Raw genomic sequence first — 3,846 nt, forward strand, 5'->3', positions numbered from 1 at the left:
TCTGAAATGGGTGGCCGGGTGGGGGAGCGGGCCGGTGCCGCCCGGTCCAGCGCAGCTGGACGGCAACCAAAAGAAGTCGGCCCGCCCGGCCGCACGACACCACGAGGGAGTGGGCGGCGTGCAGCGGGCGGGCCGTTCGCGCTCCGGGAAGGCAGCGCGAATGGGGGATCTGATCAGGCGGCCATGTGCAGCGATGCGCCGGTGTGGCGGCTAGCGGTGCCCGGCTGGAACGCGCTGGCATGCTCGGCAAGCCGATCGGCTTCGGCGCTCAGAGCCTGCGCAGCTGCCGAGGTCTGCTCGACCATCGCCGCATTCTGCTGCGTTGCGCCGTCGAGCGACTGGATTGCGCCGGAGACTTCGCTGATCGCGGTCGCCTGTGACCGGCTGCCTTCCGCGACGGTGCCGAGCAGGCTGTTGACCTCCTCCACATCGCCGGCGATCCCGACCAGCGCGGAATCGACGCGGCGCACCGCCTCGACTGCGCCTTCGATATCGACCTGGGTCGCCGTCAGCTGTTCGCGCGCCTGCTTCGATTCCTCCTCCGCGCGCATCGCCAGTGCCGAGACAAGGTCGGCGACGACCGCGAAGCCACGGCCGGCTTCGCCCGCACGTCCCGCTTCGACCGCGGCGTTCATCGCGAGCACGCGGGTCTGGAAGGCGATCTTGTCGAGCCCCTCGATGACATCGTCGATGCCCTTGGCGCTGTCGGACACCCGCGTCATTGCCTGCATCGCCTCTTCAGCGACCGCGCGGCCCGATGCCACGGCACCATGGGCCCGGTCGGCGCGCGACACGGTGTCGCCGGCGGCGGCAGCGCTCGCCCGGACGCTGCCGTCGATCTGGGTGACCGCTGCGGCGGTTTCCTCGATCGAGGCGGCATTGCTCTCGGTGCGGCGCGCCAGATCGTTGGTTGCGCTCGCGATTTCGCTGGTTCCGGTGCGGATCGCCTCGACGCTCTCGCTGACGGCATGCACCAGGTTGCGCAGGCCAGCGACGGCCGAGTTGTAATCGTCGCGCAGCCCGCGATAGGTCGGCGCGACATCCGCGTCGATGCTGTGCGACACGTCGCCGGCCGACAGCCGTTTAAGCGCTCCGCTCAGCAGGTCGACGATCTTCTTCTGCTCAGCCTCATCGGCGCGCTTGGCGACCTCGGCAGCTTCCTTGGCGATCGCCGCGTCGCGGAAGACGTGGAGCGCGCGCCCCATGTCGCCGATCTCGTCGCGACGGTCCCCGGTCTCTGCCTCGACCGCATGGTCCCCGGCGGCAAGGCGACCCATCTTGCCGACCATGGCGGCGACCGGCTGGGCGATCGATCGGTTCAGCAGGAAGGCGAGGCCGCCCGACAGCGCCAGCATGACCGCGATGCCCAGGCCCAACGTCCAGCGGACCCCGGCACGCAGACTTGCCTCCTCGGTATCGGCGGCCTCGACGCGACTTTTCTGCGCAGCGGCGAGTGCCTTGATGGCATCGCGAATCCGGCTCAACTGCTTCTGACCCGCCAGTTCCTGCGCTTGGGCGCGGGTTGCCGGATTTCGGGCGAGCGCAATCGTCGGCTCGAGCTTTTCCTTCTGCCACTCGGCCGTTGCCGCTGCGAATTCATCGATCAGCCCGCCAAAATCGTGACCCTGCGAAACGCTGCGGATTTCGTCGACCGCTTCGGCGACCTTGTCGCGATTCTCGATATAGGTCTCATAAAATGCCGGCTGGCCCAGAATAGTGAAGCCGCGCACCGCGTTCATCTGCTCCAGTGTCAGATACAGCAGGGTCTGGCTGGCGCGCGCGCCGGCATAGGCGTTGGCCTTCTCGGTCTGCGCCTTTTCGAGCCCGCCAATCGCATTGACGATCAGCGCGCTGACGCCGCCAAAGGTGAGAAGGAGGGCAAGGAATGAGGCGGCAAGCTTGCGCCAGATCGGCCAGTTCTGCATCGGTATCGTGCCTTTGATTGTCGCGAGATGAGGGTGCGGCAATCCGCATCCTACCGTCCGGTCAATATAGGCGCGCTTGGGTGTCTCCGGTCGGACCGCACTCCCCAATTCGCAGTTCCCGGCCCGCGGGCAGGGGGCGTCACGCAGCTTAACGCGCTGCTAACCATCAATATTGCCCGGCCGCGACCGGATGATGCTCCGGTCTCCCAAAATGCAAAGGCGGGATGCGCTGTGCAGCCCGTCGCTGGGCCTGCGTCTAAGGACCTGGCTGCAGAAGCGGCCAATTTTCCAGAAGGAATATGATCATGGCTTTTTCGGTTAACACGAACGTTGGCGCGATGGCGGCTCTCCAGAGCCTGAATCAGACCAACAAGTCCCTGGCTACCACCCAGAGCCGCATCAACACCGGTATGAATGTCGCGTCGACCAAGGACGACTCGGCTGCCTTCGCCGTTGCTCAGACGCTTCGCGGCGACCTGGGTGGCCTGAAGTCGGTCGGCTCGTCGCTCAGCCGTGCAAAGAGCACGGTTGACGTCGCGGTTGCCGGTGCCGAGCAGATCTCCGACCTCGTCAACCAGATGAAGGCCAAGGCGATCGAAGCTTCGGACGCGGGTCTGGACACGGCCAGCCGCACGTCGCTCGCAGCAGATTTCGATGGGCTCAAGGAGCAGATCGAAACCGTCATCGAATCCAGCGAATTCAATGGCACCAACCTGCTGAAGGCAGCGAGCGGCTCGGTGAGCGCGCTTCAGTCGACCGACATGGCCGCTGACACGCTCGACGTGGCCAACCAGGACTTCACCGCGATCGTAACCGCGATCGGCACCACCTTCAACTCGGCCGCCACGGCTGAGACGATGGTGGGTACTCTCGAGACCCAGGCCACTGCCATCAACACCAAGATGAGCGCCCTGGGCGCTGCCTCGCGTAAGATCGAGGGGCAGCAGTCGTTCGTCAGCAAGCTGTCGGACGTGATCGAGAGCGGCATCGGCAACCTTGTCGACGCCGATCTGGCGAAGGAATCGGCCAAGCTCCAGGCGCTGCAGGTCAAGCAGCAGCTGGGCGTTCAGGCGCTGTCGATTGCCAACCAGGCACCGCAGACGATCACCTCGCTGTTCCGTTAATAAAAACTACCCTGACAAAGGCGGGTCGGGACGCGGAAGCGTTCCGGCCCGTTTTTTTGAGCTTCAGAGACGGCTACCGCGACCACGGCTATCATCTGCAATTGCGACGAAATTCTCACTTTAGGCACCCGTGTCGTCATTGTCGTTTCTATAACAATGGCATGGTAACCAGCGCCCCCCGCATCCGAGAAATCATCGACGCCACCGGCATTCGACTGCGGGTCACGATCGACAGTGGGGCGCGCGGTCCGTCGATCCGTCTTGGCCGCCCCGATCTCGATGCGGAAGTGCGGCTCGACGTGCATGGTGCGGACTTGCTGTGCAGCTATCTCGTCGCCGCGCGGCTCGCCGGACGCCAGCAACTGCCCGACGAAACCTCGTTCGGCCCGCTCGCCGCGACCTTCAGCCTGGCCCATGACCCGGTCGTCCGCATCGAAGTGCGCCGTCATCTGCTTGACGATGCGATGCTCACCATCCCCGCGACGATGTGGGACCGACTTTACGCCGAACTGTGCATCGTGGGCGCGCACGCCCGCGCGCTCAGCAGCCTCTCCGCCGCCGCCGAAGCGGCATTGTAGTTCTACAATAGGTAGTCGCGCAGTATTTTGTTCCGGCTCCGCAACCGGCAATTGGGATCAGGATACGGCGCTCGAAAACAGGGAACGAGCATGATGGACCCGCGGGAAACGCAACTGCTGAAGAACGACCCCGACCGTCGCGTCTGGGGCATGGGCCCGCAGCCCGAGTTCCGCGTGAGCGTGACGCTGACCCTGACCGATGCGACCCGCCTGTGGCAT

Annotated in this window: 3 protein-coding genes; 2 read left to right on the forward strand and 1 reads right to left on the reverse strand. The window is 65.3% G+C overall.

What is annotated here, in order from left to right; genetic code table 11:
* Window positions 1-173: 173 nt before the first annotated feature.
* Entirely contained in the window at window positions 174-1,925 is a 1,752-nt protein-coding gene (locus AX681_RS08215; RefSeq protein WP_066682034.1) for a methyl-accepting chemotaxis protein, read from the reverse strand.
* Window positions 1,926-2,230: 305 nt separating this feature from the next.
* On the opposite strand from AX681_RS08215, the gene AX681_RS08220 reads away from it, so the two are divergent.
* Both AX681_RS08220 and AX681_RS08225 read left to right on the forward strand, forming a co-directional pair.
* A complete protein-coding gene (locus AX681_RS08220; RefSeq protein ID WP_066664679.1) occupies window positions 2,231-3,049 on the forward strand; it encodes a flagellin in 819 nt (272 codons plus the stop codon).
* Between the two features lie 161 nt (window positions 3,050-3,210).
* Window positions 3,211-3,627, forward strand: a complete 417-nt coding sequence (locus AX681_RS08225; protein ID WP_066664673.1) for a hypothetical protein — start codon at window positions 3,211-3,213, stop codon at window positions 3,625-3,627.
* The last annotated feature ends 219 nt before the right edge of the window (window positions 3,628-3,846 follow it).

This window comes from Sphingomonas sp. CCH9-E2 (assembly GCF_001557215.1).
GTDB lineage: Bacteria > Pseudomonadota > Alphaproteobacteria > Sphingomonadales > Sphingomonadaceae > Sphingomonas.

Coding starts and splice junctions, on each gene's coding strand:
- AX681_RS08220 (WP_066664679.1), top strand. CDS start 2,231: ATGGCTTTTTCGGTTAACACGAACGTTGGCGCGATGGCGGCTCTCCAG.
- AX681_RS08215 (WP_066682034.1), bottom strand. CDS start 1,925: ATGCAGAACTGGCCGATCTGGCGCAAGCTTGCCGCCTCATTCCTTGCC.
- AX681_RS08225 (WP_066664673.1), top strand. CDS start 3,211: ATGGTAACCAGCGCCCCCCGCATCCGAGAAATCATCGACGCCACCGGC.